At 57.9% G+C, this 26,655-nt stretch carries 26 protein-coding genes; 15 read left to right on the forward strand and 11 right to left on the reverse strand.

Annotation, left to right across the window (positions count from 1 at the left end; genetic code table 11):
- Positions 1-359 precede the first annotated feature (359 nt).
- From M8010_RS18945 to lnt, 4 genes are read left to right on the forward strand one after another with little or no spacing between them, the layout of a single operon-like run.
- Positions 360-1,343, forward strand: coding sequence for a PhoH family protein (locus M8010_RS18945; RefSeq protein WP_250094266.1), 984 nt, complete (start codon positions 360-362; stop codon positions 1,341-1,343).
- The gene (ybeY, locus tag M8010_RS18950; protein WP_250094267.1) at positions 1,340-1,813 is read left to right on the forward strand and encodes an rRNA maturation RNase YbeY; all 474 of its coding nucleotides are present in this window, start codon (positions 1,340-1,342) and stop codon (positions 1,811-1,813) included. Before M8010_RS18945 ends, ybeY begins: the two co-directional genes overlap by 4 nt.
- The gene (locus tag M8010_RS18955; protein WP_250094268.1) at positions 1,810-2,661 is read left to right on the forward strand and encodes a CorC family transporter; all 852 of its coding nucleotides are present in this window, start codon (positions 1,810-1,812) and stop codon (positions 2,659-2,661) included. Before ybeY ends, M8010_RS18955 begins: the two co-directional genes overlap by 4 nt.
- Positions 2,651-4,201, forward strand: coding sequence for an apolipoprotein N-acyltransferase (lnt, locus tag M8010_RS18960; protein ID WP_250094269.1), 1,551 nt, complete (start codon positions 2,651-2,653; stop codon positions 4,199-4,201). The genes M8010_RS18955 and lnt overlap by 11 nt, the downstream gene beginning before the upstream one ends.
- Before the next feature lie 164 nt (positions 4,202-4,365).
- On the opposite strand, the gene M8010_RS18965 is transcribed toward lnt, so the two are convergent.
- Entirely contained in the window at positions 4,366-4,914 is a 549-nt protein-coding gene (locus M8010_RS18965; protein WP_250094270.1) for a zinc ribbon-containing protein, read from the reverse strand.
- Between the two features lie 394 nt (positions 4,915-5,308).
- Here M8010_RS18965 and leuS point away from each other — a divergent pair, with 394 nt between their 5' ends.
- The 5 genes from leuS (at position 5,309) to M8010_RS18990 (ending at position 10,661) form a co-directional block, all read left to right on the forward strand.
- Positions 5,309-7,894 (forward strand): leucine--tRNA ligase, encoded by a 2,586-nt coding sequence (leuS, locus tag M8010_RS18970; RefSeq protein ID WP_250094328.1) that lies wholly within the window; start codon positions 5,309-5,311, stop codon positions 7,892-7,894.
- Between the two features lie 34 nt (positions 7,895-7,928).
- Positions 7,929-8,471 carry an LPS-assembly lipoprotein LptE gene (locus M8010_RS18975; RefSeq protein ID WP_250094271.1) on the forward strand — a complete coding sequence of 181 codons (543 nt, stop codon included), beginning with the start codon at positions 7,929-7,931 and terminating at the stop codon, positions 8,469-8,471.
- Complete coding sequence (gene holA / locus M8010_RS18980; RefSeq protein ID WP_250094272.1) at positions 8,468-9,475, forward strand: DNA polymerase III subunit delta; 1,008 nt, start codon at positions 8,468-8,470, stop codon at positions 9,473-9,475. The genes M8010_RS18975 and holA overlap by 4 nt, the downstream gene beginning before the upstream one ends.
- A 99-nt stretch (positions 9,476-9,574) precedes the next feature.
- Entirely contained in the window at positions 9,575-9,838 is a 264-nt protein-coding gene (locus tag M8010_RS18985) for a hypothetical protein (protein ID WP_250094273.1), read from the forward strand.
- Positions 9,839-10,025: 187 nt separating this feature from the next.
- Complete coding sequence (locus tag M8010_RS18990) at positions 10,026-10,661, forward strand: endonuclease (protein ID WP_250094274.1); 636 nt, start codon at positions 10,026-10,028, stop codon at positions 10,659-10,661.
- A 68-nt stretch (positions 10,662-10,729) separates the two neighbouring features.
- On the opposite strand, the gene M8010_RS18995 is transcribed toward M8010_RS18990, so the two are convergent.
- From M8010_RS18995 to bioB, 8 genes are all read right to left on the reverse strand, one after another.
- Positions 10,730-12,520 carry an acyl-CoA dehydrogenase C-terminal domain-containing protein gene (locus M8010_RS18995; RefSeq protein ID WP_250094275.1) on the reverse strand — a complete coding sequence of 597 codons (1,791 nt, stop codon included), beginning with the start codon at positions 12,518-12,520 and terminating at the stop codon, positions 10,730-10,732.
- Positions 12,521-12,735: 215 nt separating this feature from the next.
- On the reverse strand, positions 12,736-14,535 hold the full coding sequence (locus M8010_RS19000; protein ID WP_250094276.1) for an acyl-CoA dehydrogenase C-terminal domain-containing protein: 1,800 nt from the start codon (positions 14,533-14,535) through the stop codon (positions 12,736-12,738).
- A gap of 239 nt (positions 14,536-14,774) precedes the next feature.
- Positions 14,775-15,425: a putative metalloprotease CJM1_0395 family protein gene (locus M8010_RS19005; RefSeq protein WP_250094277.1), complete on the reverse strand. Its 651-nt coding sequence runs from the start codon at positions 15,423-15,425 to the stop codon at positions 14,775-14,777.
- A gap of 19 nt (positions 15,426-15,444) precedes the next feature.
- A complete protein-coding gene (locus M8010_RS19010) occupies positions 15,445-15,690 on the reverse strand; it encodes a flagellar biosynthesis protein FlgE (RefSeq protein WP_250094278.1) in 246 nt (81 codons plus the stop codon).
- Positions 15,691-15,741: 51 nt separating this feature from the next.
- Complete coding sequence (bioD, locus tag M8010_RS19015; protein ID WP_250094279.1) at positions 15,742-16,434, reverse strand: dethiobiotin synthase; 693 nt, start codon at positions 16,432-16,434, stop codon at positions 15,742-15,744.
- Positions 16,435-16,453: 19 nt separating this feature from the next.
- A complete protein-coding gene (locus M8010_RS19020) occupies positions 16,454-17,284 on the reverse strand; it encodes a methyltransferase domain-containing protein (protein ID WP_250094280.1) in 831 nt (276 codons plus the stop codon).
- A 68-nt stretch (positions 17,285-17,352) separates the two neighbouring features.
- On the reverse strand, positions 17,353-18,531 hold the full coding sequence (gene bioF, locus M8010_RS19025) for an 8-amino-7-oxononanoate synthase (RefSeq protein WP_250094281.1): 1,179 nt from the start codon (positions 18,529-18,531) through the stop codon (positions 17,353-17,355).
- 19 nt (positions 18,532-18,550) lie between these two features.
- Positions 18,551-19,621, reverse strand: coding sequence for a biotin synthase BioB (gene bioB / locus M8010_RS19030; RefSeq protein ID WP_250094282.1), 1,071 nt, complete (start codon positions 19,619-19,621; stop codon positions 18,551-18,553).
- A 40-nt stretch (positions 19,622-19,661) separates the two neighbouring features.
- Here bioB and M8010_RS19035 point away from each other — a divergent pair, with 40 nt between their 5' ends.
- Positions 19,662-20,450: a ComFC family protein gene (locus tag M8010_RS19035; protein ID WP_250094283.1), complete on the forward strand. Its 789-nt coding sequence runs from the start codon at positions 19,662-19,664 to the stop codon at positions 20,448-20,450.
- A gap of 11 nt (positions 20,451-20,461) precedes the next feature.
- On the opposite strand, the gene M8010_RS19040 is transcribed toward M8010_RS19035, so the two are convergent.
- Complete coding sequence (locus M8010_RS19040) at positions 20,462-21,577, reverse strand: NAD(P)/FAD-dependent oxidoreductase (protein WP_250094284.1); 1,116 nt, start codon at positions 21,575-21,577, stop codon at positions 20,462-20,464.
- Between the two features lie 113 nt (positions 21,578-21,690).
- On the opposite strand from M8010_RS19040, the gene M8010_RS19045 reads away from it, so the two are divergent.
- Genes M8010_RS19045 through cmoB form a run of 5 tightly spaced genes read left to right on the forward strand, consistent with a single transcriptional unit; the run spans position 21,691 to position 25,283 of the window.
- Positions 21,691-22,113 carry a hypothetical protein gene (locus tag M8010_RS19045; RefSeq protein ID WP_250094285.1) on the forward strand — a complete coding sequence of 141 codons (423 nt, stop codon included), beginning with the start codon at positions 21,691-21,693 and terminating at the stop codon, positions 22,111-22,113.
- A 9-nt stretch (positions 22,114-22,122) separates the two neighbouring features.
- Positions 22,123-23,124 carry a serine/threonine protein kinase gene (locus M8010_RS19050; protein ID WP_250094286.1) on the forward strand — a complete coding sequence of 334 codons (1,002 nt, stop codon included), beginning with the start codon at positions 22,123-22,125 and terminating at the stop codon, positions 23,122-23,124.
- Between the two features lie 32 nt (positions 23,125-23,156).
- Positions 23,157-23,528, forward strand: coding sequence for a PA3694 family proteiin (locus M8010_RS19055; RefSeq protein ID WP_250094287.1), 372 nt, complete (start codon positions 23,157-23,159; stop codon positions 23,526-23,528).
- Entirely contained in the window at positions 23,521-24,276 is a 756-nt protein-coding gene (gene cmoA / locus M8010_RS19060; RefSeq protein WP_250094288.1) for a carboxy-S-adenosyl-L-methionine synthase CmoA, read from the forward strand. Before M8010_RS19055 ends, cmoA begins: the two co-directional genes overlap by 8 nt.
- Positions 24,277-24,287: 11 nt before the next feature.
- The gene (cmoB, locus tag M8010_RS19065; RefSeq protein WP_250094289.1) at positions 24,288-25,283 is read left to right on the forward strand and encodes a tRNA 5-methoxyuridine(34)/uridine 5-oxyacetic acid(34) synthase CmoB; all 996 of its coding nucleotides are present in this window, start codon (positions 24,288-24,290) and stop codon (positions 25,281-25,283) included.
- 25 nt (positions 25,284-25,308) lie between these two features.
- On the opposite strand, the gene M8010_RS19070 is transcribed toward cmoB, so the two are convergent.
- Complete coding sequence (locus M8010_RS19070) at positions 25,309-26,604, reverse strand: adenylosuccinate synthase (RefSeq protein WP_250094290.1); 1,296 nt, start codon at positions 26,602-26,604, stop codon at positions 25,309-25,311.
- Positions 26,605-26,655: the final 51 nt, after the last annotated feature.

The following is a 26,655-nucleotide window of genomic DNA, read 5'->3' on the forward strand; positions in this document are numbered from 1 at the left end:
CGCCACCCCCACCACTCTCCGCCGACCCCTGTCGTGTCTGCGATCCAAACAAGGTTGGATTAAGCGAAGCGCAATCCAACAATGGCTTCGGGATTCGCGAACAGCCCGATATTTGTCGGATTACGACTTCGTCTAATCCAACCTTGTATTTTCACAAGCGGGCCTGCAAATAGTTTAAAAAGGGCGCTGGCCGGGAGGGGCTTTCCAAAAACGTGGAGCGCCAGGGATGGCGCGACCGAGCCCTACAGGGACGTATTCACGGGCGTTTTTTGGAAAGCCCCTCCCGGCCAGCGCCCGACATCACCAAACATGAGATGCCAACTCCCGCGAACCAGGGGAGTCATAGAAACGGAGAACCTTTGAAAGCCAACGACTCAAGACAATTCGACCTGCACCCGGTAGACCAGCACCGATTGACCACTCTCTGCGGCCAGTTTGATGAGCATCTCAAGCACATCGAGCGGCGTATGGACGTGAAGGTTGGCCGCCGTGGCCATCACTTCCGGGTGGAGGGCGAAACCGAGCATGTGGCTGCGGCCACCGAGGTTATCCGGCACCTGTATCGGGAAACCGAAGCCAACGACGACATTTCGCCGGACATGGTTCACCTGTTTATCCGCGAGACCGGCTTTGAGCGGCTGCCGGATGACGTGCCCTATAACGGCGCTGTTACCGTCATCAAGACTCCGAAACTGCAGGCCAAGCCCCGGGGCGAGAACCAGCAGAAGTACGTGCACAACATTCGCACCCACGATGTGAACTTTGGCATTGGTCCGGCTGGTACCGGCAAGACCTGGCTGGCGGTGGCCTGTGCGGTTGAGGCGCTTAAAGACGAACAGGTGAAGCGCATTCTGCTGGTCAGGCCGGCAGTGGAAGCTGGCGAGAAGCTGGGCTTTCTGCCAGGTGACCTGGCCCAGAAAGTGGACCCCTATCTCCGCCCTCTCTACGACGCGCTCTATGAAATGCTGGGCTTCGATCATGTTACGCGGCTGATCGAGAAAAGCGTGATCGAGATCGCGCCACTGGCATTCATGCGGGGTCGCACGCTCAACAATTCGTTTATCATTCTGGATGAAAGCCAGAACACCACCCGAGAGCAGATGAAAATGTTCCTCACCCGGATCGGATTCGGCTCTACCGCAGTGATTACCGGCGATACCACCCAGGTGGACCTGCCCCGGGGCCAGAACTCCGGCCTGATTCATGCTGCGGGTGTGCTGAGCAAGGTGTCCGGTATCGGTTTCACGCGCTTTGAAGCCCGGGATGTGGTTCGTCACCCGCTGGTTCAGCGGATTGTCGAGGCCTATGATTCCCTGGATGACGGGAGTGTCACAGGCCAGTGAATGATCTGACAGTGGACGTGCAACGTGCCGTCGAGGCGTCAGGTGTACCGGAGGACGCTGATTTGGAGCGCTGGGCGCAGGCGGCGTGGCTTGGCGAGGATCCATCAGAGGTGACGGTACGTATCGTCACTGTCGCTGAAAGTGCGGAGCTAAACGGCCAGTATCGTGGAAAATCCGGGCCAACCAATGTCCTGTCCTTCCCATTTGAAGCGCCAGCCGGTATAACGGTTCCGTTGGCCGGTGATCTGGTTATCTGCGCCCCGGTGGTCGAAAAAGAAGCCGCCGAACAGCACAAAGCACTGGCAGAACACTGGGCCCATATGGTGGTGCATGGAATGTTGCATCTCCAGGGCTACGACCATATTGACGATAGCGATGCCGGGGTCATGGAAGCCCTAGAGATCCGGTTGCTCGGGCAACTCGGGTTCAGCAATCCTTACGAGACAGAGGAAACGGAAAAAGACTCATGAACGACGATCAGTCGAGTCGCAGTCAGGGCAGCACCAAGTCCTGGCTGGAGCGTATATCACAGGCCTTCTCCAGCGGGCCTGAGTCCGTAGAGGACGTGCTGGAAATCCTGCGGGACGCCGAATCCCAGAACATCATCGATGTTGATGCCATGAGCATTATCGAGGGTGCCATGCAGGTGATCGACATGCGGGTGGATGAAATCATGATTCCCCGCTCCCAGATGGTCACCGTCAAGGCATCCCAGGACCCGAAAGAATTCCTGGGCGAAATCATCTCCTCCGCCCACAGTCGTTTTCCTGTCATTGGCGACAGCCAGGACGACGTGATTGGCGTGCTGCTGGCCAAAGACCTGCTCCCCCTGGCATTGAATAGTGACCTCAACTGGAACCGCATCCGCGAGATTCTGCGCCCGCCCACCTTTGTGCCGGAAAGCAAGCGCCTGAACCAGTTGCTGAAAGAATTCAAGGAAACCCGCAACCACATGGCCATTGTGGTGGATGAGTATGGCGGCACTGCCGGCCTGATCACCATCGAAGACGTGCTGGAACAGATCGTGGGTGAGATCGAGGACGAACACGACTTTGACGAAGAAACCCACATCAAGGCCCGGGGCGACGGCACCTATGCCGTCAAGGCCGTCACACCTGTGGACGACTTCAACGAATTCTTTGAAACCGAGTTGGACGAGGAAGAATTCGACACCATCGGTGGTGTTGTTCTCAAGGAGTTCGGTCACCTGCCCAGGCGGGGCGAATCAGTGGAGTTTGGCGGGTTGCACTTCACCATTGCCAATGCCGATAACCGTGTCATCCGCCTGTTGCAGGTAACGCGCGGCGATGACGAGTAACACCACAACCCGGAACCCCGTGACCACATCACTTCTTTCTGAACAGCCCTGGCTGCGAGCAGTTGCCCTTGTCATCGCCGGTGCACTGCAGACTCTGACGTTCTCACCGTTCAACTGGTGGTGGCTGGGGCCGCTCTCCATTGCGCTAATACTCTTGTGCTGCTTACCGCTGTCGCCACGGAAGCTGTTCCGGGCTGGCTGGCTTTTGGGACTGGGATTATTCGGAACCGGCGCCAGCTGGGTGTATATCAGTATCAGCGAGCACGGCAATACCTCGGTGCCCCTGGCCATCATCCTCACCGTGATTTTTGTGGCTGGTCTGGCGCTGTTCCACGGTCTCGCCTTCTGGGCCTGGGGCAAACTCGCCAAGGACAGCACCGTAAGGCGTCTGCTCCTGTTCCCCGCCGTGTGGATACTGGCTGACTGGATACGAGGCTGGCTGCTGACGGGATTTCCCTGGCTGTACCTGGGCACTGCACATGTGGACGGCCCTCTTGGCGGCTTCGCGCCGCTGGTTGGCGTGCATGGAATAACCTTCTGGGTGACGGTTACTGGCGTTGCGTTCGTCGCCTGCTGGTGGTTGACCCGGAATATCCGCTACGCCAGCGCCGCTATTGTAGCGGTCGTGGCACTTCTACCCTGGGTCACCGGACCTTTGGTTTCCAGCGCGGACTGGACAACCCTCGACGAAGAGCCATCCACCTTCGCGTCCATGCAGGGCAATATTCCCCAGCAGATCAAATGGGATCCGGATTTCCTCCGGGACCAGATCGTAGCCTATCTGGAGCTGACGGAAGAGCACTGGAATACTGATCTGATTCTGTGGCCGGAAACCGCCATTCCCATCCCCCAGGATCAGGCCGGAACGGTGATTGATCACATTGGTGAGGAGCTGGGGGATAACAGCACACTGATTACCGGCATTCCCTGGTATGGCTTCAGTGACCGCATTGAGGACTTCACCTTCCACAACAGCATCATGGCCATCGGCAATGGCGACGGTATCTATCACAAACAGAAGCTGGTGCCTTTCGGTGAATACGTGCCACTGCAACAGTGGCTCCGCGGCCTGATCGGGTTCTTCGATCTGCCCATGTCCAGCTTCAGTCGTGGCCCGTCCAACCAGTCGCCACTTGATGCCAATGGCATCAATATCATGCCCTTCATCTGCTACGAGGTGGCCTATTCGGACTTCGTCGCCAGTAACGCCCGCAACAGCGGCCTGTTACTGACCATCAGCAACGACGGCTGGTTCGGCGACTCTATCGGCCCGCTGCAGCACCTGCAGATCGCCCGCATGCGGGCATTGGAAACTGGTCGTTTCATGCTGCGTGGGACCAATAATGGCGTTACCGCCATCATCGATCACAAGGGCCAAATCACTGAAACCATTCCCCAGTTTGAGCGCGCCGTGCTCACCGGTGAAGTTTATGCAGCTGAGGGCAACACGCCTTATATGCTGTCCGGCTCATGGCCGGTGCTGACGCTGGCGGCGATTCTTATCGTGTTTGTGCGGGAGCGGGTGATTCCCAAAAACTGATCTCGGGTGGCTTCCGGGCAGCCTGCACGGTGAGTGCCTGGCCACGGGGTGGGTATCCTTTTCTTTGGAAAAAGAACTCGCTGTGCTCAAACACCTTTTTCTGGCAGAAAAGGATACCCACCCCATGGCCGTTCAGGCTCTGATGCTAACCTCCGTAGCCCGACTTACTCCGTCTTGCGGGGCCAGCGGCTGGTGACGCGCTCGTAGTAGTGGGAACCGCAGGCGTCGCAGGGTTCCAGGTGGCTGGTGGCTGTCAGGCAGCGCATGTGGCCGCAATTGAGGCATTTGAACATGCCGGCCGTTGCCACTTCACCGCTGATGTATTGGCTGGCCCCGTGTCTCTCGAGTTTCTGGCTCAGCTCAAGTGTGTCGAGCTTGGTTTTATCCGCCACCGAGAACAGCATATCCGCCAACTGGTGCTCCAGCAGTGAGATGTCCAGTTGCAACCATTCCTTCAGGCCTTCGCCGGTTTCTTCGACGAAGTGCAGCAAATGTTCGAGATCACGCTGCAGATAGGCGCCAAGAAGATCCGCTTCTTCGCGGGTCATTTCTTCCAACTCGTATTCAAACTCCACCGCCCGTTCGATTTCTTCCTGCAGGGTATCGCGGGTGGTTTCCTCCATTTCACTGAGTCGGGTCTGGACCCGTTCCAGCATACGGTCATAGGCCTCGAGGGCTTTGCCTGAAAGGTGATTGCGTTCTGGTTCGGTCATGGCCGCTCCCTATTGGTGTACGGGCAGAGTGGGTATGGCTGATCAGGGCACGCTGTTAATACGTCCATGTACGCTTGACAAAAACATCCCTGTTTTTGACATCCCTGATCAGCCATACCCACTCTCCCCTATACCTAGCTGTGTTGACAATCTGGTCAAAAGTCCGGGCAGGCAGGTACGGGTGATCGGGACCGTAAAAAACAGGGATGTTTTTTACGAGCCTACAGGGATGTATTCACCGCGTGTCCCGGTCACCCGTACCTGCCTGCCTTCACCTCAAGCATGGCACAGTATGGGAAAATTGGCAGACTACCTGTTAAGCCTTGTGTGCGTTAGAATGTCCGGCCGCTTTGCACATCTTTTCTGATACAGGGTAACTTTGGTAATGGCAGGAATGGACCAGCAATACAATCCCCGCGATGTTGAACAACAAGCCCGCACCTACTGGGAAGAAAATAAGACTTTTACGGTAAAGGAAGAGCCGGGCAAGCCCAAATACTATTGCCTGTCCATGTTTCCCTACCCCAGCGGCAAACTGCACATGGGGCACGTGCGCAACTACACCATCGGCGACGTGATCTCCCGTTACCAGCGCATGCAGGGTAAGAATGTGATGCAGCCCATGGGCTGGGACGCCTTTGGTCTGCCCGCTGAAAACGCTGCCATTGCCAACAAGACAGCGCCGGCGAAGTGGACCCACGCCAATATTGCCTACATGAAAAATCAGCTCAGGCAACTGGGCTTCGGTTACGACTGGAACCGTGAGCTGGCCACCTGCAAACCCGACTACTATCGCTGGGAGCAGTGGCTCTTTGCCCGCCTGTACGAAAAAGGCCTGGTCTACAAGAAGATGTCCACGGTGAACTGGGACCCGGTGGACCAGACGGTGCTGGCCAACGAGCAAGTGGTTGACGGCAAGGGCTGGCGTTCCGGTGCTCCGGTAGAACAGAAAAAGATTCCCCAGTGGTTCATCCGCATTACCGACTATGCCGAAGAACTGCTGAACGACCTAGACGAGTTGGAAGACTGGCCCGAGCAGGTCAAGACCATGCAACGGAACTGGATCGGCAAGTCCACCGGTACCGAACTGACTTTCCCCCTCAAGGGCCGTGATGACACGCTGGATGTCTATACCACCCGCCCGGACACCCTCATGGGCGTTACTTACATGGCGGTAGCCGCTGAGCACCCGGTTGCCAGGGCGGCCTCCGAGCAATACCGGGAAGTTGCCGAGTTTGTTGAACAGTGTCGCAACAGCAAGGTTGCCGAAGCCGAAATGGCAACCATGGAGAAGAAAGGCATTGATACCGGCTATAAAGCGATTCATCCGCTGACCCAGGAAGAAATTCCGGTTTACGTCGCCAATTTCGTGTTGATGGAATACGGTACCGGCGCGCTCATGGCGGTACCCGCCCATGACGAGCGGGATCACGAATTTGCTGTTAAATACCGGCTTCCGATCAAGCAGGTTATCGCCCCCGCCGATAATCGCGAGATTGATACCCAGGAAGAAGCTTTCACCGAGAAAGGTATTCTGGTTTCGTCGGGTAAATACAATGGTCTCACCAGCGAGGAGGCCTTTGAGGCTATCGCCGACTACCTGGAAGACAACGGCATTGGCACGCGCACGGTCAATTACCGCCTACGCGACTGGGGCGTATCCCGCCAGCGCTACTGGGGCGCGCCGATTCCGATGATGACCCTGGAGGACGGCACTGAGCGCCCTGTACCCGACGACCAGCTGCCGGTCGTCCTGCCGGAAGACGTGACCATGGACGGTGTGCAGTCGCCCATCAAGGCCGACCCGGAGTGGGCAAAAACCAGTTTTGAAGGCCAGCCCGCCACGCTGGAAACCGACACTTTCGACACCTTTATGGAGTCATCCTGGTACTATGCCCGGTTCTGCAGCCCCAATTATGACAAGGGTATGCTTGACCCCGCCGCTGCCAACTACTGGCTGCCGGTAGACCAGTACATCGGTGGTATCGAACACGCCATCCTGCACCTGCTGTATGCCCGCTTCTTCCATAAATTGCTGCGGGACGTCGGGCTGGTCAACAGCTCCGAGCCGTTCAACCGCCTGCTTTGTCAGGGCATGGTATTGGCGGAGACCTATTACCGGGAAGACGACAGCGGCGGCAAGGTGTGGATCTCTCCGGCGGATGTGATCACCGAAAAAGATGAGAAAGGCCAGGTTATCCGTGCCGTTCACAAGGATGATGGTCAACCGGTGGTAGCCGGCGGTGTTACCAAAATGTCCAAATCCAAGAACAACGGCATCGATCCGCAGGCCATTATTGACGAGCACGGTGCCGATACCGTACGACTGTTCATGATGTTCGCCGCACCCCCGGAGCAATCCCTGGAATGGTCCGACAGCGGCGTGGAGGGTGCTCACCGATTCCTCAAGCGTCTGTGGCGTATGGTCGGCGAACACACCGAAAAAGGTGCGGTTCCGGCTCTGGACAGCACCAGCCTCAACGATAGTCAGCGCAACCTTCGCCGCAAGACCCATGAAACCATCGCCAAGGTCAGTGATGACATCAGCCGGCGGCTGACATTCAACACTTCCATTGCAGCGGTTATGGAGCTTCTGAACGACGTTGGAAAGCTCGCCGATGACGAGCCGCAAAGCCATGCCGTGCGCCAGGAAGCACTGGATACCGCCGTGCTGATGCTGTCCCCCATCGCTCCCCATATCTGCCACCGGCTGTGGCACGCACTGGGGCATGAAGAGCCGGTTGTAGATGCCTCATGGCCCACCGCTGACAAGGCTGCCATGGTTCGCAGTGAGATTCAGATAGTGCTTCAGGTCAATGGCAAGGTACGGGCCAAGGCGGACGTGCCGGCCAATATTGAAAAAGACGCACTGGAGGCTCTCGCACTGGAAAACGAGAACGTCGTGCGCTTTACCGAAGGCAAGACTGTTCGCAAGGTTATCGTAGTGCCCGGCAAACTGGTAAACGTGGTGGCAAACTGATATGAAACCGGCGGCCGGCTCCCTGATTCGACTTATGGCGTTAGCAACTCTTTGCCTGCTGGTTACAGGGTGCGGGTTTCAGCTAAGGGGCGCACCGCCGGTGTCGTCAGCATTGCAACCACTGGCCGTGGACTGCTCGGATAACGTGCCCGGGCAACTGTGCGACGCTGTCCGCGAGCAACTGGAACTGGGTCGAATTCAGCTGAAGCCCGCGGAAGAGGCAGATTACGTACTGAAGATCGGCAACTTCCGCCAGGAACGGCGTGCCAGCGCCATTACCCTCCGTGCCGCAGCCGCCGAATACACGCTACGTCACACGGTGGATATTGAGGTACTCACCTCCGATAACATCCCGCTTATTGAGCCAACCGACCTCAATAGCAGTGAAACCTATCGCTACGATGAATCCAACGTGCTGGCCAAACAACGGGAAGAAGAAGCCTTGCGGGAACAGCTCCATGATCGCCTGGCGCAGCAAATCATCTTCCGTCTGGCTCCGCTCGATGAGGGCCGCATTGATCGCCTGAGACAGGAAGCAAAACAGGCCCGTGACGAAAGTGCAGATCCTTCGTCATGAAGACACAGGCGTACCAGCTTCCCCAGTTACTTCAGAAAGGCCTGTTACCAGTATATCTGATATCCGGCGACGAGCCATTGCTGGTTCAGGAGTGCTGTGACCAGGTACGCAAGGCTGCCCGTGCGGCCGGCTTTGAAGACCGGGTGACCTTTCACGCAGACCAACAGCTGGACTGGAACAGGGTCGGAGAGGAGTTTGGTGCGCTGTCATTGTTTGCCGAAAAACGCCGAATTGAGATACACCTGCCCACGGGCAAACTCGGGGATGGCCGTGCGGTATTGGAAACTGTGCTGCAGAATCCCCCCGATGACATCATTGTGTTATTGATCAGCGCCCGCCTGGATGCCGCGGAAACCCGTCGTAAATGGTACAAGGAACTCCAGAACAAAGGTGTTCACGTACCGGTTTGGCCTGTTGATACCGAAAAGTTTCCGGGATGGCTGCAACAGCGGGCCAGCAACCATGGATTGCACCTGACCCGTGGTGCCCTGGAAATTCTGGCCGAGCGCCTGGAGGGCAACCTGTTGGCGGCAAGCCAGGAACTGGACCGCCTGGCGCTGCTGGGCTCCGGCATCACCATCGATGAGGAAACCGTCGAACAGGCCGTTCAGGACAGTTCCCGCTTCAATGGATTTGAACTGGTCACCGAACTTCTTGCCGGCAGAGCGGCCCATGCCAGAAAAATCATTGGCGTGCTGCAACAGGAAGGCGAGAATCCTCTGGGCCTACTGACAGTGCTCTCACGGGATCTGAACCTGACTATGGAACTGAATATCGCGGCCGCCAAAAAAGAAAACACGGCCGGTTTCCTGAAGAAACGAGGCGTATTCCAGCCCCAGCGTGCAAAGGCTGTAGAGCAGGCAGCCAGACGCCTGAGCCGCCGCCAGCTAATGACAGCACTGGAGCTCTGCAGCGCCACGGATCGTGCCGCCAAAGGCTTTGACAGCCTGTCCCCCTGGCACCACCTGCAGGATATGATCACCCTTTTATCCAGACCAGCCTGATCTGAATCAAACCTTTCGCAATCACAACCAATCCCGCTTGACAGATTTTGACATCCGGTAGCATGGTATATCCATCAATCATCAAAGGAGGTGTGTGATATGGGATTCCAGGACGATCTGAAACAGTTATCGGAGAAAGTAAAACAGTACCGCGACGAAGCCCGCGTTCAAATGCATCTGGCGAGAGAAGATGTCAAAGACGAGTGGGATGACCTGGAAAAAGACTGGGAGCGGTTCCGCGGCAAACTCGACGGACTCCTGCATGATGCAGACGATGCGTCAAAGGAAGCACGCCAGACCGCCCACAAGCTTGGTGAAGATCTGAAATCGGGCTACCAGAACATCCGTAACCGGTTAAAATAAAATTGTTAACCGGTTAACAGAATACAGCAAATATCCTTCACGAGGCTCTGTTCTTCAAGAGCCTCTGTGCCATACTTCTCATTATTAGTGAATGAAGTGTCATTTTTTTGTCTGATCAGGCCACCCGCAATCCATTCATGCCCCGTCAGCCAAGGCGCTTCTGAGCACTGAGAGGTATAAATGGCCCATGAAAACCTTAATCTTCTCCCTGCTAACACTGTCCATATTGCTCGCCTCTTCGCTGGTCAGTAGTCAGAATACTCGCTTCAGCGACCCGGACACAGTTATCCAGAACGAATTCTGGGGAAAGCTCTACGCTCAGGGTGGAGCATCTTTCTTTTGCGAAACGCCCTTCACCAGCAAAGGGTTTCTGCTGACGGACGGCTATATCTACCCACTGGCCCAGGTTCGCAGCGCTCTTGACTGTGGAACCTCCAGCCAGTGCGCCGATGATGATCGATACCGGCAAATTGCTTCAGACCTCCACAACATCGTACCGGTTCGCAGTCGTGTCGAAATGAGACGACGTAATGCCCGTTTCGAGGAGCTCGGCGCAGTCGCCAGGCCAGATGAGTGTGGAATTCGCGAGAGTGCCCAGTTCTTTGAACCGCCGGAACGGGTAAAAGGCGATGTTGCCCGCACCGTCGCTTACATGGTGGAGACCTACGACCTGCCCTGGGCCGGAGCAACCAGGGTTTTCGAGGGCTGGAACCGGTTGGACCCGCCGGATGACCGGGAGCTGACCCGTCATCGCCAGGTTGCAGACATACAGGGCAATGAAAACCCCTTCGTGCTGGATCCCGAAAGACTCGAAAACCTCTAGCGCCAAACTGGCCGCACACAAAAAAGGCAGGCCCGCGGGCCTGCCTTTTCAACGTCACACCGGGCGCATCAGAATTCCTCGGCAGTCAGCGCCATCATGGAGCCGCTGCCACTGCGAATGCCTTCGGCCAGCGCGACGGTCTTCGGCAACAGGCGATCAAAGTAGAAGCGCGCACTCTTCACCTTGCCGCTATAGAAGCCAGAAGTATCACCCTCGGCTTTCGGCGCCGCTGCCTTTACCATCTTCGCCCACATATAACCCAGCGCCGTCAGGCCGAACAGGTCCAGGTAATCCACCGATGCCGCACCGACGGCGTCAGGATTGTCACCGGCCTGCTTGATGACATGCTCGGTGACATCGGACAGACGCTCGAAAGCCGCAGCCAATGGCTCCAGATAGGGGCGAAGGTTGTCATCGCCGCTGTTCTCTTCGATGAAAGACGCCACATCTTCAGCAAACAATTCATAAAGCTTGCCCTGGCTACCAACCACCTTGCGGCCCATCAGGTCCAGCGCCTGGATACCGTTGGTACCCTCGTAGATCTGGGTAATGCGGCAATCACGAACCAGCTGCTCCTGGCCCCACTCGCGGATAAAGCCATGGCCGCCGAACACCTGCTGGCCCATGATGCAGGCATCCAGGCCACGGTCGGTCAGGAAGGCTTTGGCCACCGGGGTCAGCAATGCCACCATGCCTTCGGCATGCTTGCGGCGCTCGTCATCGTCCGAGTACTTGGAGATATCCAGCCACTGGGCCACATAAGTCGAGAAAGCGCGACCGCCCTCTACATAGCCTTTCATGGTCAGCAGCATACGACGCACATCCGGATGTACCAGAATCGGGTCCGCGGCTTTTTCAGGCTGCTGGGCACCGCTGGGGGCACGGCTCTGGATACGCTCCAGGGCGTATTCACGGGCGCTCTGCAACGACGCTTCCGCGGCACCGATGCCCTGGATGCCTACCCCGAGGCGCTCATAGTTCATCATGGTGAACATGGCTGCCAGGCCTTTGTTCTCCTCGCCAACCAGCCAGCCTTTGGCGCCGTCGAAGTTCATCACGCAGGTGGCAGAACCCTTGATGCCCATCTTCTTCTCGAGGGAACCACAGCTCAGGCTGTTGCGCTCGCCCAGTGAGCCATCGTCATTGACGCTGAACTTGGGCACCAGGAACATCGAGATGCCTTTGGGCCCCTTGGGTGCGTCAGGCAACTTGGCCAGCACCAGATGGACGATGTTTTCGGCCATGTCGTGCTCGCCCCAGGTGATGAAGATCTTGGTACCGGTCACGCTGAAGGAACCATCACCGTTAGGCTCGGCCTTGGTGCGGATAATGCCGAGGTCGGTACCTGCATGGGGTTCAGTCAGGTCCATGGCACCGGACCAGACGCCCGAATACATGTTGGGCAGGTACTTTTCCTTCAACTCCTGGCTGCCGTGGGCATCCAGGGCCAGGCAGGCACCTGCGGTCAGCATCGGGGCCAGACCAAAGGCCATATTGGCGGCCTGCATCATTTCCTCGAACTGGGCGACCAGGGTTTTCGGCATGCCCATGCCACCAAACTCCGGGTTGCCACCCAGACCGTTCCAGCCACCTTCAACGATGGTCTGGTAGGCCTCGCGGAAGCCTTCCGGCGTGGACACTTCGCCGTCATTCCACTTGCAGCCCTGCTCGTCACCTTCGCGGTTCAGCGGAGCCAGCACACCACTGGTAATCTTGCCCGCCTCTTCCAGAATGGCGTCAGCAGTGTCCGGATCCACGTTCTCTGCCACTTTTGGCAGTGACGCCCACAAAGTCGGAGCGTCGAACACTTCGTTCAGGACAAAGCGCATGTCACGTAAAGGTGCCTGGTAATCAGCCATCAAAAACTCTCCACAATTCAGTCAGTCTGCAAAGTGAACGCATGCGGGCTAGTGGCCCGGTTCACTTTCTCGGCTATGTGTCCGCTCAGGTTATATTTATAAACGATCATTCTACCCTAATGACAGCTTCAACTCATGAGGTCCCGGCGGTCATTTCATGAAAAAAGCCCGCCTCCTGGGAGAGCGGGCCTTTTGCGTTTTCCTGAAACCCCGCCTTAGAGGACGAAGGCTTCTTCCGGCATATCCATCAGGCTGTCGGAACCGGCCAGCATGCTTTCCGCATGCCCTTTGGCGCGCGGCAGCATACGCTTGAAGTAGAAGCGTGCTGTCTGGATCTTGGCGTTGTAAAACATTTCTTCGGTGGTGCCTTCCACCATCTTGTCCAGCGCCACCTTGGCCATGCGGGCCCAGAGATAGGCAAACACGGCGTAACCGGAGTACATCAGGTAATCCACAGAGGCGGCACCGACTTCTTCACGGTTCTTCATGGCAGTCATGCCGATCTTCATGGTCAGGTCGCCCCATTCCTTGTTGAGAGCGGCCAGCGGCTCAATGAATTCCTTGAGTTGCTCATCGTCGGCGTTTTCCTTGCAGAACATGTGCACCTGCTTGGTAAAGCCTTTCAGGGATTCGCCCTGGGTCATCAGGACCTTCCGGCCCAGCAGATCCAGCGCCTGGATACCGGTGGTTCCTTCGTAGATCATGCCGATACGGGCATCACGAACGTTCTGCTCCATGCCCCACTCGGAGATGAAACCGTGGCCACCATATACCTGCATACCCAGGTTGGCAGCTTCGTAGCCAATTTCAGTGAGGAAGGCCTTGGCGATCGGAGTCAGGAAGCCCAGGGCCTCGTCCGCTGCCTTTCGCTCTTCTTCGGTCTTGCCACTGTGAACAATGTCTGCTTGCTGTGCAGTCAGGTAGATCAGCGCGCGGGCGCCTTCGGCAACCGCTTTCTGGGTAAGCAGCATGCGACGCACATCCGGATGAACAATGATCGGATCCGCAATACCCTCAGGATTCTTGGCACCGCTGAGTGAACGCATGGCCAGACGGTCCTTGGCGTAGGTCACCGATCCCTGCAGGCCCAGTTCGGCTGCACCCAGACCCTGAATGGCGGTACCGATTCGGGCGGTGTTCATAAAGGTGAACATGCAGTTCAGGCCCTTGTTCTCGGGGCCGATCAGCCAACCTTTGGCACCATCGAAGTTCATGACGCAGGTGGCGTTACCATGGATACCCATCTTGTGCTCGATAGAGCCACAGGAAACGGCGTTACGATCACCGGAAGAACCGTCTTCGTTCGGCAGGTTCTTGGGCACGATGAACAGAGAAATGCCCTTGGTGCCTTCAGGCGCGCCCGGAAGCCTTGCCAGTACGATGTGGACGATATTCTCGGCCATGTCGTGCTCGCCGGCAGAGATAAAGATCTTGGTACCGGTGATGGCGTAGGTGCCGTCAGCGTTGGGCTCGGCCTTGGTGCGCAGGGTGCCCAGGTCTGAACCACAGTGCGGCTCGGTCAGACACATGGTGCCGGTCCACTCGCCGCTGATCAGCTTGGTGAGATAGGTCTGCTTCTGCTCTTCGGTACCATGAGCTTCGATTGTGTTGGTGGCACCATGGCTCAGGCCGGGATACATTCCGAAAGACCAGTTGGCCGTACCCACCATTTCACTCATCACCAGGCCGAGGGAGTGCGGCAGGCCCTGGCCGCCATAGTTGGGATCGGCTGTCATCGACGGCCAGCCACCTTCCACATACTGCTGGTAGGCTTCCTTGAAACCAGTCGGTGTTTTCACACCGTCTTCACTCCAGGTACAGCCTTCCTTGTCGCCCACCTGGTTCAGCGGTGACAATACCTGCTCACAGAATTTTGCACCTTCCCCGATGATGGCGTCGACCATATCTGGCGTCGCATCTTCGGCGCCTTCCAGATTGGCATAGTGCTGCTCGCTGTCCAGCAGTTCGGTCATCACAAATCGAATGTCACGCAGGGGCGCTTTATAGTCGGGCATGGAATTCACCTCAGATTTTCGGTCACAGCTGCGAAACGGTCACAGCACTTTGCCTCGGGGTTGGCTCAATCGGCGCAGCAATGGCTTCTGAACCGCTAATTAAACACTTGTTTGAAACATACGTTTAGAGGGGCAGAATTGTCAATAGTCCGGCTGGAAATTTGTGTTGCGTTTTGTGGTGAAGTTTTATGAAAAAGGCGGGCGTAACTGCAAAAAATAAAGCTTAAAGATTACGCTTATCAGGCAGTTGCCATGAACCTGGAAGTGCTTTCTCCGTTTGCCGCGACGTTCTCGTCGAAGCCAGAGACAGTTTGGTAGGTATTGGCTGCACCCCGGGATTTCTGATCAACCGGTTCATCGCCATCAGCGCTCCCAGCCAAGTCAGTGCCTTCCCGGCCGCCAAGCTCTGATGACAGTTCAGACTGGGCCTGCAACATAAGCTGCATAGCTTCGGCAGCAACCGCCCGATCCTGGGGAGAGGGTTCCGCAGGCGCAAGCGCTGCCGATCTGACTGTTCGCATTTTCTCAATCGTTGCCTGCGGGTCGCCCTGGATCGGGGAAGTATCAATCGACACTTCTCCACCAACGGCGTATTGGGCACCGTCTGGGCCGCGTTCGTAAACATAGGAGATGGACCCGGCATACTGCCCACCCACGGCCTGGTGCGCTGCCTCGTGAGCACGGACTTCGCGATCCCGGGCTTTCAGTTCAGCCAGTATCTTTAGTTCGGCATCTTCCAGCCCTTGGGGCTTATCTGTCCCGGAACTCCGGGGGCGGGTGTTGTCGCGGCTTTCTTCAGCGCCTTCAGCATTTCTGCTGGCGGCAGCTCTGCCGGAATCCGTCGGAGGATACGCGGGCGACAGGGAGGGAACTGAACCGGATATCATCATCTCAGTGATTCAGGCAGCTTCAGGCCTCGATATCCAGAAGCGTGCCCAGGGTTTCGTCGGCGGTTTTCACCACCTGGGCAGAGGCTTCAACACTGCGCTCATAGAGCTTGAGATCAATAATGGGCTCGACCAGCCCACCGGCACCTTCAGCGGTACCCCGAGGACCATCAGCGCCACCCCGGGCGATCTGGCGCGCGGCATTTTCCATGCCTCGCATGCCGTCCTGAATACCCTGTATACCGATACCCAATGTGTTATTGATCATAACTGCGCTACTCAGTGACCGTTAATTGACTCAAGTAAGCCACATTTCTGGTTAATTTTCAAACAAACAGTTCACATTCAGGCTGGCCGACAGCGTTTTCGGATCTGCGCTCTCCTGCCAAGGCAAGACGCCCATAAAAGGAGCAGACAAATGATTGACAAGATATTCCAGGGTTTCCTGCTCACAATCCATAGCCTCCTGAACCGGGCGGTTGGCAACCCAACCGGCCACTGTCAGGCCATCGCGGCGGATGGCCTCTGCTGTTAACAGCGCGTGGTTGATACAGCCAAGCTTCAGGGGCACCACCAGAATGACGGGCATTTGCAGTGCCCCCGGCACTGCAGCATAGGTTTCACGGTCATTAAGGGGCACCCGCCAGCCACCGGCGCCCTCGACCAGAAGCAGGTCTGCCGGCCGCATCTGCAGGCCGCGACAGAAGCCGACCAGGCGCTCTGCCGTAATGGTCCGGCCAGCATGGGCCGCTGCGACATGGGGTGCAATGGCAGGCTTCAGCGCGACCGGATTGATCTGGTCATAACCCAGGGACTCAGACATTGCCTTCATCAATATCAGCGCATCTTCGTTACGCAGACCGTCGGGTGTTTCATCACAGCCCGACGCTACCGGCTTCATGGCCAGTGTACGTTTACCGAGGGCCGCTGCCGCCTCGAGAATGGCTGCCGATACTATGGTTTTGCCAACGCCCGTGTCCGTGCCTGTTACGAAATAGCTTTTTCTGGCCATTGCCCAGAGAACTCCGATATCAGCCCGGCAGTCGGCACGTCAGCCATGCTGCCTGGTAGGTTGCGTAGACCAGCCCGTCACGCCCTTTCGGGTAGTGATGGCACATGGCCCGTAAACGGCCCGGCGCGGTTGCATTGCGACGACGCAACGAACCCTTGAAACCGGCCCCGATGGCTTTCAGTTCTGCCAGCAGGGCCGTGGGTGAAGGATAATCCAGTGCTATCGACTCGGTGGTAATACGAGCACCCGGCAGAACCGCAAGGGCTTGCCCGCGAAAAGCGGTTTCCGTCTCAAAGCGGTTAACATGCTCATGCTCCGGATCAGCCTTGCGCCACGCGTCCCTCAATTCATCCAGGGTGCCATCCAGCAGGGTTGAAATCACCAACTGCCCGCCAGGCCGCAGAACCCGACGGCATTCTGCCAGCACATTGGCGGAATGGCTGCACCACTGAATCATCAGGTTACTGAAAACGACGTCCATGCTGTCGTCTGCCAGCGGCAGGGACTCTGCATCGGCAACGATCCAGCGAATTCCGGGTGCGCCGGCAGCCTGTGCATAGTCGAGCATACCCGGCGACAGGTCAGCACCGGTTACGACACCGCCGGACCGGCCTGCCAGCTCAGCCAGTTGCCCGGTAAACCAGCCTGTGCCGCACCCCAGGTCAAGTACCCGGCAATCAACCCCGATTTCTCGCAAACAGGCCTGCTCCTGCAACCGGTCAACCATCACCTGGCCCATGTACCGCTGCAGGCGGGCAGCCGGATTGTAGGTTCCCGATGCCGCACCGAAGTCCCTCGCGATGGCTGTTTTGGCAGGAGCCCCGGCCGGGGGATTTGTCAGGTTAGCCATTAATCCCCCTCACCAAGAACAAACCGGCGAATCGAATCAAGGCATTGCACGGCCGCATTTCCCCTGGTTCATACGACCTCGGAAGACGGCCGTTTTAGCAATGGGCGGCAGTCTGCAAGTGCCGCCAGCAGCTTGCGCAGATCCGCCACCGAATGAGCTGCGCTGAGTGTGACCCGCAGGCGGGCTTCACCTTCCGGCACAGTGGGGGGCCTGATGGCAGTTACCATCAGGCCCTTTTGTTCCAGATCCTCGCTCAGAGCCAGGGCGGACCAGTTGTCGCCCACCATGATCGGTTGTATGGGGGTGCAGGATGGCATCAGTTCATAGCCCAGCGCGGAGGCGCCACGGCGGAACTCACGTATCAGCGACTGCAGGTGGGTGCGGCGGCTGTGCTCCTGTTCGATCAGATCGAGGCTGGCGCAGGTCGCCAGGGCAATGGCCGGGGGCATGGCCGTGGTGTAGATATAGGTCCGGGCTTTCTGAACCAGATAATCCATCAGCAATTCCGGGCCGGCAACGAACGCGCCGCTGGTACCGACTGCCTTGCCCAGTGTTCCAATCAGCACCGGTACATCCTGTTCCGACAACCCCAGCTCTGCCAGACTGCCCCGCCCCTGGGGGCCAAGCACCCCCACACCGTGGGCATCGTCTACGACCAGAAGCGCATCGTGCACGCGACACAGAGCCGCAAGCTCCTTCAGAGGCGCGATGTCTCCATCCATACTGAACACGCCATCTGTCACCACCAGTTTATGGCCCCCGGTCGTCGCCAGCATGTCGGCCAGAGCTTCCGTATCCCCGTGAGGATAGCGCCGAACCCTGGCACGGCTGAGAATGCAGCCGTCGATGATGGAGGCATGATTGAGGCGATCCGAAAAGATGGTGTCACCACGGCCGGCCAATGCGGATAGCACGCCCATATTGGCCATGTAACCGGTGGAGAAAAATAATGCCGCGCTGCGAAGTGTGAACGCTGCCAACCGGGCTTCCAACTGGTGATGGCCATCATGATGCCCGCAGATAAGGTGGGAAGCAGCTCCGCCGAGACCGGTTTGAGGCATGGCATCGGTAGCGGCACGGATAATATCGGGGTGATTGGCCAGCCCCAGATAGTCGTTGCTGCAGAAAGACAACAGCGGCACCCCATCGGAAACAAGCTGCGGCTGCTGCGGCCCGCTGATCAGCCGGCGGGTGCGGTAAAGCCCCGCCTGCTTCCGGGTTTCAAGCTCGGCTGCAAAATCACGCATGATCAGCCCTCACCGACGGTCATGCAGATTCGCGGGTAGCGTCGTAGAACATGTGGTGGGTCTGCTCGTATTCCACTGCCTCGGTAATGGCCTCTTCCGCTTCCTGCTCCGAGCAGGCCTGCTCCCGTTCTTCAGGGCGAATGCCCAGACGCTTGAACAGCTCACGGTCGGCATCGGCCTCGGGGTTATTCGTAGTCAGCAGTTTTTCGCCATAAAAGATCGAGTTGGCACCGGCCAGGAAGCACAGGGACTGCATCTGCTCGTTCATGTTCTCCCGGCCGGCAGACAGGCGCACGTGGGAGGCCGGCATCATGATGCGAGCCACGGCGATGGTACGGATGAACTCGAACGGATCCAGGTCTTCCACATTTTCCATTGGCGTGCCCGGCACCTTCACCAGCATGTTGACCGGTACACTCTCCGGGTGGTGGGGCAGGTTCGCCAGTTGAACCAGCAGACCGACGCGGTCGTCGGGGTCTTCCCCCATGCCCACGATACCGCCACAACAGACTTTCATGCCCGCATTACGGACATTCTCAAGGGTATCCAGCCGGTCCTGATAGGTTCGGGTGGTAATGATGTGGCTGTAGTACTTCTCGGACGTGTCCAGATTGTGGTTGTAGTAATCCAGACCCGCATTCGCCAGTTCATCGGCCTGTTCCTGCTGCAACATACCCAGGGTCATACAGGTTTCCAGGCCCAGGGATTTCACCTGGCGGACCATATCCACCACGTACCCCATGTCCTTCTTCGAGGGGCTACGCCAGGCCGCACCCATACAGAAACGGGACGCGCCTTTCGACTTCGCGGCCTTCGCCTCGGCAACCACCTTTTCAATCTCCAGCAGCTTTTCCTTTTCCAGGCCAGTATTGTAATGGCCGCTCTGAGGGCAGTACTTGCAATCTTCCGGGCAGGCACCGGTCTTTATGGACAACAGCGTACTGATCTGCACTTCGTTGGGGTCGAAATGTTCCCGGTGCACGCTCTGGGCACGGAACATCAGGTCGTTGAATGGCAGCTCGAACAGTGCGCGGGCTTCCTGCATTGTCCAGTCGTGGCGGGCTGTTGTGGATGGAGCGGTGGCAGTCATGATTCAGTCCTGTTAACTTTACCGGGATTCTGGTTTACGGATGAAACAGATGATAAAGGGACTGAGATCGCTGTCAACCTTGTTAGCACCAAAGGTTAACAGCAGGGAATGGATTCACACCTCTGCGAAAATCATGCAGGGCCTTTCGCCATCCGGTGGCGGTCAGTGCGTCGCCTGCCTGGCATCGAACGCCCGCTTCGGACTCTGCGATCCCTGCCGGCTGGATTTACCGGCCAATCACTGGCATTGCCGTTGCTGCGCCCTGCCCCTGGCATTAGCCGGCAATGAGACACTTTGCGGCCAATGTCTGCAGGACCCTCCACCGTTCAGCCGGGTGATTGCGCCCTGGCGTTACCGCTTCCCGGTCGATGGCATGATCCAGCGTTACAAATACAACGGCCAACGAGCGTTCGCCCGGCCGCTGATCAATGACTTCGCGGGACATCTCATGTCGATTCTGGACGCCAACCCGGAACGGCGGCCGGATTTGCTGGTTGCCAGCCCGATGCACCCCGCCCGCCTGCGAAAGCGGGGTTTCAACCAGGCAGCGGATATCGCTGAGCAGGTCGGCAAACAGTCTGGTATTCCATGGACGACAGACCTGGTTACCAGGAACCGGCGCACTCGCCCCCAGCGGGGGCTGAACCGGGCGGAACGATTGGCGAATCTGCGGGGCATTTACCAGGTCACCCGCCCACCGCCTCCGCGAATAGCCATTGTCGATGACGTGGTAACAACGGGTGCTACCGCACGGAGCCTGACCGAAGCCCTGCTGGATGCCGGCGCGGTGGATGTTCAGATCTGGGCTCTGGCAAGAACCCCGGGTTAACCGGCAAGAGGTCAGTCACTGAACTTTGCAGCCACCTCTTCGGCAATAGCCAGGCACGCTGTCAGCCCGGGAGACTCAATGCCAAACAGATGCACCAACCCGGGAATGCCATGCTCTGCCTCACCAGCGATACGAAAATCCGCAAATCCGCCATCCGGTCCTGCCAGCTTGGGGCGAATACCGGCGTAAGCTGGCTGCAGACGGGTTGCGTCAAGGCCGGGCCACCAACAGCTAATACTGTCAGCAAACGCTAGTGCACGGCCCGGATCCACCGAGAAATCCGCCCGTTCTATCCACTGTACATCCGGCCCGAACCTTGCCTGGCCGGCCAGATCCAGGGTCAGGTGAACACCCAGGCCGCCCGGTTCCGGGACCGGGTAGACAAGTGAACTGAACGGGTGTCGACCGGAATAACTGAAATAAACCCCGCGGGCCAGCCACTGTTGCGGGACGGCTGTCCGGGGAAACCCCTCCCATCCGAATGCCAGCGGAACCGCATCCAGGCCAGCGGCATTCACCACACGCCGGGCAATCAGGTCACACGGGGCCTGACCGCCTACCCGCAAGCAATGTTGGCCTCCGCGGGTTGTCGCGGACTCAACGGGCGCATAGCAGGCAAGCTGACCGCCATAATCCTCAAGGTCTCCAAGCAACGCCAGCATGACGCCATGGCTATCAACAATTCCGGTTTCAGGAGAGTACAGCGCTTCATCAGCAACCACCCCGGGCAGTGCCGCCTGCAACGATTCGCGGCCCACACTTCGCAGCGCAACACCGTTACGTTCAGCCTGCTGGCCGATATCACTGAGCTTCTCCTGCTGGGCCGGGCCTCTGGCGACAATCCACTTGCCGGTCTTACGGTGGGCAATATGGCGTTGAAAGCAATAATCGTAGAGCAGGTGCCGGCCACGAACGCACAATCTCGCCTTGGCGGAGTTCTCGGGGTAGTAGATGCCGGCGTGGATCACCTCACTGTTACGGGATGACAGTCCCTCCCCGAAGTGCCCATTGGCTTCCAGCACCAGCACTTCGCTACCCTCGATAGCCAGCTGTCTGGCAACGGCAAGGCCGACAATGCCGGCTCCGATCACGACCGTATCTGCCTGTAGTAGTTCTGTGTCCGTCATCGGAATTAAAGTTACCTTGTGCCTGTCTGTGTGAGTTTGCCGGAATCGCGTTACTGTGACGGCGCTGAAACGTTATACTTGCGCCAGAAAACAGGTGCACGGAGCAGGGAACGATGTCTGACAGGAAGCAGTTTATAATTGTAATGGTGGTAGCGGCCATATTTGTTGGCTGGCTTGGATGGCGTGGCTTTGAGGTCATCAGCCTCAACCAGGAGCTGAGGGCCGACGATATGGTAGCCAACTATCCCTATCAACACCGGGTGTTGAGGGTGGAGGGAAGCACTGCCATCATGAGCTCCCTGCGATCCCACCAGACATCGACCCATGATGCACTGAGCATCATTTTCCCCAGCATGCGCAGCCTTGGCGACAACCACCGGGACTGGCAACGGGCAGAGCGTGAGCTGGCCCAGGTTCAGGCCAGGGCCGGCGACATTGTCCTCAGCGCTCCCGGCGTGGACCGGGTTCGCTGGGAGCTGGACGAAAACTGGTACCATCTTGCCCGGATGCAGGCCCAACAAAGTTCGAGACGCTGAAGCCTATTTATGACCGAAATCTCCAGCCATCCTTACGACACTCTCAAACCCGATAAAATACTTGACGCCATGGAGGATGCGGGGTTCACGGTCAATGGTCGGCTGTTTGCCCTGAACAGCTACGAAAACCGTGTTTACCAGATTGGTATCGAGGACAAACCACCGGTGATTACCAAGTTTTACCGCCCGGGGCGCTGGAGCGAAGCCCAGATTCGCGAAGAACACGATTTTACCGCGCAGCTACTGGCCGCCGACATTCCTGTGGTGGCCCCCATGGTCATGCCGTCCGGAGATACCCTTGGCCGCTGCGATGACTTTCTGTTCGCAGTATTCCCCCAGCGGGGCGGTCAGGCCCCGGATACCAGTGTGACCGATACGCTTTACCGCCTTGGCCAGTGGCTTGGCCAGCTTCACAATATGGGCGACGCCGCCAGCTTTCGCCACCGTCCTGTTATGTCGGTACTCTCCGGCATCGAGCAAAACCACCGGTTCCTGACAGATAACCGCTGGGTGCCCGATGACCTCCGCCCGGCCTGGGATTCACTGATTCCGGACCTGATAGATCATTGCGCCCGCCGGATCGATGACGCCGGCGAAGTTCACTCCCTGAGATTGCATGGGGACTGCCATGGCGGCAATATCCTCTGTCGGGAGGAGCAGATGCTGTTTGTCGATCTGGATGATTGCCGCACCGGGCCTGCCATTCAGGACCTCTGGTTGCTGCTGAACGGTGATGATATCGAGCGCGGGCAACAATTCGGCGAATTGCTGGAAGGCTATGAAATGTTCCGCGACTTTAACCGCCGCGAGCGGCACCTGATTGAACCCCTGCGCTGTTATCGGCAGATCTCCCATTGCACCTGGCTGGCAAAACGCTGGGATGATCCCGCCTTCCCGCGTTTCTTTCCATGGTTTGCCCAGCCACGCTTCTGGTCCGACCAGATTCTGTCGTTGCGGGAACAACTCGCCGCACTGCAGGCCCCTTCCATTAACTTACCCGGCCAGTACTGAGGCCGGAAAACCGACAGACCGGAGACTTCCCGATGAGCCAGAATGAGGCCAGATTCACGGTACGCAGCCTGATCGCGACAGCGATTGGCACTATTATCGTGACCGTACTTGTGCTGGAAGCCAGCGGCCGGATCGATCACTCCGACAACAAGGACCACGTACCGGTGGGCGAATTCGAAGCCATTCACGTTAAACCGGGTGAGGACTTCCGCATGTCACCCAAGTCTTCAGAGCTTCATGCCGCGTGTGAACAGGGGTATCTGGCCATCGCCGCCGATACGGATCCCGATTTCCGCGGCATCCTTGTCGATTACAAAAACCGTGGTGTTCGCTGCAGCCGAGGCCCGGCTCCAGTGCACGAGCAGCCCTCCCGGGGAGGACAGGAGCCGGCGAACAATGAGTGACGGCACCAGGAAGCCCGGACAGGCACTGGACCGGCTTTTCGCCAGCGAGCGTACAACGGAAGACTTTCGCTTCGACGCATCAGTCGCACGGGTGTTCCCGGACATGATTCGCCGCTCGGTGCCGGGCTACACCACCATCATCCCGATGATCGAGGTCATTACCGAGCAGTACGCCCGCCCCGGCAGCCACTGCTACGACCTCGGCTGTTCCCTGGGTGCGTCCACCCTGGCGATGCGCCATGGTATTGGTGACCGGGACTGCACCCTGACTGGCGTGGATAATTCCGCCGCCATGATCGAACGCTGCGAACACTATATCGCCCTGGATGACCACCCTTTACCGGTCAGCCTGCGCTGCGAGGATATTCTGGACACCTTTATCGACAAGGCGTCGGTAACCACACTGAATTTCACCCTGCAGTTTGTGGCACCGGAAAGGCGTGGGGAACTGATGGCACGGATTGCCGACGCCACCCTGCCCGGTGGTGTACTGATCCTTTCCGAAAAAATCCGCTTTGAATCAGACGCTGAGCAGGCCATACAGACGCAACTCCATCACGAATTCAAGCGGGCCAACGGCTACTCTGATCTGGAGATCAGCCAGAAGCGATCCGCCCTGGAACAGGTCCTGATTCCAGAATCTCTGGCAGAGCATCGTCAACGACTGGCAGAGGCAGGCTTTGACCAGGTACTTGTGTGGTATCAGTGCTTCAATTTTGTCTCCATGCTCGCTATTAAATCGCCCTGAACGGAGCCTTCATGACGACTTTCGACTGGCGGGAGTGTTCTGCCCCGCTATTTGATGATCTCGATTCTCGCGGACTTGAACACTGGCGAATCCTGCTACAGCAACAACTTCATCAACGCTTTGATGAAAACCCTCACGGCGATATCGCCCGCTGGATGGAGGCACTGGCGACACTGCCAGCCATCCCTGCGGTGACGGCGGACCTCAACCGGTCCGCCATTTCCCTGAGTACGGACAAGCCATTACCACCGGACAAAGCCGAAAAACTGGAACAGGGACTGCGCGGGCTTATGCCCTGGCGCAAAGGCCCGTTTGAATTTTTTGGCACCTATATCGATACTGAGTGGCGTTCAGACTGGAAATGGGACCGGGTATCGCCCTATCTGTCGGACCTGAGCGGGCGGCAAATACTGGATGTAGGCTGCGGTTCCGGTTATCACTGCTGGCGCATGCTGGGTGAAGGCGCCAGTCGGGTCATAGGGATCGATCCGGGGCTGTTGTTCCTGTTCCAGTTCCTGAGCGTCAAAGGCTATATCAGCCCGGAGCAGCGCATTGACCTGCTACCGATACGGGTCGAGGACCTGCCACCGAAACTGGAAGCCTTCGACACCACCTTCTCCATGGGTGTGCTCTACCACCGCCGCTCACCACTCGACCATCTTCTGGAATTGAAAGATACCCTTCGCCCGGGTGGTGAACTGGTATTGGAAACGCTGATTGTAGATGGCCCGGAAGGTTACAGCCTGATGCCGGAGGATCGCTACGGCCGAATGCGGAATGTGTGGTTCCTGCCCAGTTGCGATACGTTGCTGCGATGGCTGGACCGGACCGGTTTCCGCAACGCCCGTGTGGTGGACGTCACAGAAACCACTATTGAGGAGCAGCGCAGCACGGACTGGATGCGGTTTCAGTCGCTACGGGACTTTCTGGACCCGGACGACCCGACGCAAACCGTCGAAGGCTATCCCGGCCCGAAGAGAGCGACCGTTGTCGCGGACAAGCCCTGAAGTTTGCCGCGACAACGCTGACGATTTACTCGCCGAAGGGGTGGCGGAGAATGACGGTTTCAACCCGGTCAGGACCGGTGGAGATAATATCGATAGGCGCTTCAATCTGCTCCTCCAGGAAGCGGATATAAGCCCGGGCATTTTCCGGCATCTGATCCAGACCAGTCAGTCCCACGGTGCTCTCCTGCCAACCGGGCAACTCCACATACACCGGCTCGATATCCTTATAGGCATCGCAGCCAATGGGTGGGCGGGTGATTTCGCCATTCGGCGTTTTATAGCCGATACATACCTTCACCGTGTCCATTCCGTCCAGAACGTCCAGTTTGGTGAGACAGATACCGGACACACTGTTGATCTGGATGGCATGACGCAGCGCCACGGCATCAAACCAGCCACAACGCCGTGCACGACCAGTGGTAGTGCCAATCTCATTACCCTTCACCGCCAGGTGCTGGCCCATGTCGTCGAAAAGCTCCGTCGGGAACGGGCCCGCGCCTACCCGGGTGGTGTAGGCCTTGGTAATACCTAGCACGTAATCCAGAAACATGGGCCCGAAACCGGACCCGGTAGCGGTGCCGCCCGCCGTCGTGTTGGATGATGTGACATAGGGGTAGGTTCCCAGGTCGATATCCAGCAGTGAGCCCTGGGCACCCTCGAACAGGATCGGCTCCCCACGCTTGCGCAGATCATGAAGAATATCCGTCACGTCGGCGGACATCGGCAGAATTTCCTCGCCCATGGACATGAGTTCAGCAAAAGCCTGGTCAATATCCTCGGGCTCTTCGCGGAAATACTCTGTCAGCACAAAATTGTGGTAGGACATGATTTCGCGCAGCTTCTCTTTGAAACTTTGCGGATCACACAGGTCGCCAAGTCGAACGCCTCGACGGGAAACCTTGTCTTCATAGGCCGGACCAATGCCACGACCGGTCGTGCCAATCTTGTCCACGCCGCGGGCACGTTCCCGGGCCTGATCAATACGAACGTGGGTCTTTAGGATAACGGGGCACGCAAGGCTGATCTTCAGCCGGTCACGCACAGCAACGCCGTTGCCCTCTAGTTCCCGGACTTCTTTCAGCAGCGCTTCCGGGGAGAGAACCACGCCGTTGCCAATCAGGCACTGGACGTCCTGGCGCAGGATGCCGGAGGGGATCAGGTGAAGAGCAGTTTTCTTACCTTCAATAACCAGAGTGTGGCCAGCGTTATGTCCGCCCTGAAAACGCACCACGGCAGCGACCTTGTCGGTCAGCAGATCAACAATCTTGCCCTTTCCTTCGTCACCCCATTGGGTGCCCAGCACTACAACGTTTTTACCCATGACTCTCTCTCAGCGCGGCTTCGCCGGTCGACGAATTATCCGCAGTTATAC

The sequence above is a fragment of the Marinobacter sp. ATCH36 genome, from assembly GCF_023555055.1.
In the GTDB taxonomy this organism is placed as follows: domain Bacteria; phylum Pseudomonadota; class Gammaproteobacteria; order Pseudomonadales; family Oleiphilaceae; genus Marinobacter.

Excerpts from the sequence above, each read along its gene's own strand:
- M8010_RS18955 (WP_250094268.1), top strand. The coding sequence starts at position 1,810 with ATGAACGACGATCAGTCGAGTCGCAGTCAGGGCAGCACCAAGTCCTGG.
- lnt (WP_250094269.1), top strand. The coding sequence starts at position 2,651 with ATGACGAGTAACACCACAACCCGGAACCCCGTGACCACATCACTTCTT.
- M8010_RS18965 (WP_250094270.1), bottom strand. The coding sequence starts at position 4,914 with ATGACCGAACCAGAACGCAATCACCTTTCAGGCAAAGCCCTCGAGGCC.
- leuS (WP_250094328.1), top strand. The coding sequence starts at position 5,309 with ATGGACCAGCAATACAATCCCCGCGATGTTGAACAACAAGCCCGCACC.
- M8010_RS18975 (WP_250094271.1), top strand. The coding sequence starts at position 7,929 with ATGGCGTTAGCAACTCTTTGCCTGCTGGTTACAGGGTGCGGGTTTCAG.
- holA (WP_250094272.1), top strand. The coding sequence starts at position 8,468 with ATGAAGACACAGGCGTACCAGCTTCCCCAGTTACTTCAGAAAGGCCTG.
- M8010_RS18985 (WP_250094273.1), top strand. The coding sequence starts at position 9,575 with ATGGGATTCCAGGACGATCTGAAACAGTTATCGGAGAAAGTAAAACAG.
- M8010_RS18990 (WP_250094274.1), top strand. The coding sequence starts at position 10,026 with ATGAAAACCTTAATCTTCTCCCTGCTAACACTGTCCATATTGCTCGCC.
- M8010_RS18995 (WP_250094275.1), bottom strand. The coding sequence starts at position 12,520 with ATGGCTGATTACCAGGCACCTTTACGTGACATGCGCTTTGTCCTGAAC.
- M8010_RS19000 (WP_250094276.1), bottom strand. The coding sequence starts at position 14,535 with ATGCCCGACTATAAAGCGCCCCTGCGTGACATTCGATTTGTGATGACC.
- M8010_RS19005 (WP_250094277.1), bottom strand. The coding sequence starts at position 15,425 with ATGATGATATCCGGTTCAGTTCCCTCCCTGTCGCCCGCGTATCCTCCG.
- M8010_RS19010 (WP_250094278.1), bottom strand. The coding sequence starts at position 15,690 with ATGATCAATAACACATTGGGTATCGGTATACAGGGTATTCAGGACGGC.
- bioD (WP_250094279.1), bottom strand. The coding sequence starts at position 16,434 with ATGGCCAGAAAAAGCTATTTCGTAACAGGCACGGACACGGGCGTTGGC.
- M8010_RS19020 (WP_250094280.1), bottom strand. The coding sequence starts at position 17,284 with ATGGCTAACCTGACAAATCCCCCGGCCGGGGCTCCTGCCAAAACAGCC.
- bioF (WP_250094281.1), bottom strand. The coding sequence starts at position 18,531 with ATGCGTGATTTTGCAGCCGAGCTTGAAACCCGGAAGCAGGCGGGGCTT.
- bioB (WP_250094282.1), bottom strand. The coding sequence starts at position 19,621 with ATGACTGCCACCGCTCCATCCACAACAGCCCGCCACGACTGGACAATG.
- M8010_RS19035 (WP_250094283.1), top strand. The coding sequence starts at position 19,662 with ATGAAACAGATGATAAAGGGACTGAGATCGCTGTCAACCTTGTTAGCA.
- M8010_RS19040 (WP_250094284.1), bottom strand. The coding sequence starts at position 21,577 with ATGACGGACACAGAACTACTACAGGCAGATACGGTCGTGATCGGAGCC.
- M8010_RS19045 (WP_250094285.1), top strand. The coding sequence starts at position 21,691 with ATGTCTGACAGGAAGCAGTTTATAATTGTAATGGTGGTAGCGGCCATA.
- M8010_RS19050 (WP_250094286.1), top strand. The coding sequence starts at position 22,123 with ATGACCGAAATCTCCAGCCATCCTTACGACACTCTCAAACCCGATAAA.
- M8010_RS19055 (WP_250094287.1), top strand. The coding sequence starts at position 23,157 with ATGAGCCAGAATGAGGCCAGATTCACGGTACGCAGCCTGATCGCGACA.
- cmoA (WP_250094288.1), top strand. The coding sequence starts at position 23,521 with ATGAGTGACGGCACCAGGAAGCCCGGACAGGCACTGGACCGGCTTTTC.
- cmoB (WP_250094289.1), top strand. The coding sequence starts at position 24,288 with ATGACGACTTTCGACTGGCGGGAGTGTTCTGCCCCGCTATTTGATGAT.
- M8010_RS19070 (WP_250094290.1), bottom strand. The coding sequence starts at position 26,604 with ATGGGTAAAAACGTTGTAGTGCTGGGCACCCAATGGGGTGACGAAGGA.